The sequence below is a fragment of the Clostridium puniceum genome, assembly GCF_002006345.1.
GTDB classification, from domain to species: Bacteria; Bacillota; Clostridia; order Clostridiales; family Clostridiaceae; genus Clostridium; species Clostridium puniceum.
Genome location: NZ_LZZM01000129.1, coordinates 1 through 835 on the forward strand (window position 1 = coordinate 1; position 835 = coordinate 835).

Here is an 835-nt window from a genome sequence, read left to right on the forward strand (position 1 = left end):
ATAAAGGAAGAAATACTTAAAAAATCTTTTGCTGAAATCATAAAACATCATGACGCCTTAAGGATGATATATGAAAAAGATGAAGCTAAAATTAAGCAAAGAAATAGAGGCTTGGAAGCAGTTGGAGATGTATTTACTTTAGATGTATATGATTTAAATGAAGATGAAAATTATAAAAATACCATAGAGGAATTATCAAGTAAACTTCAAGAAGGTATGGATTTAGAAAAGGGAATCTTGTTAAAGTTAGGGGTATTTAATACTAGAGAAGGGGATTATCTCCTTGTAGCTATTCATCATATGGTTATTGATGGAGTATCTTGGAGAATATTGCTCGAAGATTTAGAAACTCTTTATTCAGCTATAGAAAATGATGAAGAAATAGTATTGCCTCAAAAAACTACTTCTTATAAGGAGTGGACAAGAAAACTTTCAGAATATGCAAATAGTAAAGAAATTTTAAAGGAATCAGAATATTGGAAATCTATAGAGAATACTGAAATAAGAGAAATTCCAAGAGACTTTGAAAAAAATGAAAGTAGTGTTAGGGAAAGCAAAAGTCTTTCTATAAATTTCTCAAAAGAAGAGACAGAAAGGCTTCTTAGAAAAACAAGTACAGCCTATAATACTCAAATAAATGATATACTGCTTTGTTCACTAGGATTAGCTGTTAAAGAATGGAGTGGAAATGATAAGGTACTTATAAATCTAGAAGGTCATGGAAGAGAAGAAATTATAAAAGATGTTTCTATAGATAGAACAATAGGTTGGTTCACATCTATGTATCCAGTAATTCTAGATATGACTTATAGTGAAGATATATCCTATGCTATTC

General features: G+C 29.5%; 1 protein-coding gene. It reads left to right on the top strand.

All coding sequences use genetic code 11. The annotated features are described in order from the left end of the window. On the top strand, positions 1 to 835 hold an 835-nt coding region (locus CLPUN_RS09980), incomplete at both ends, for a condensation domain-containing protein (RefSeq protein ID WP_242954100.1).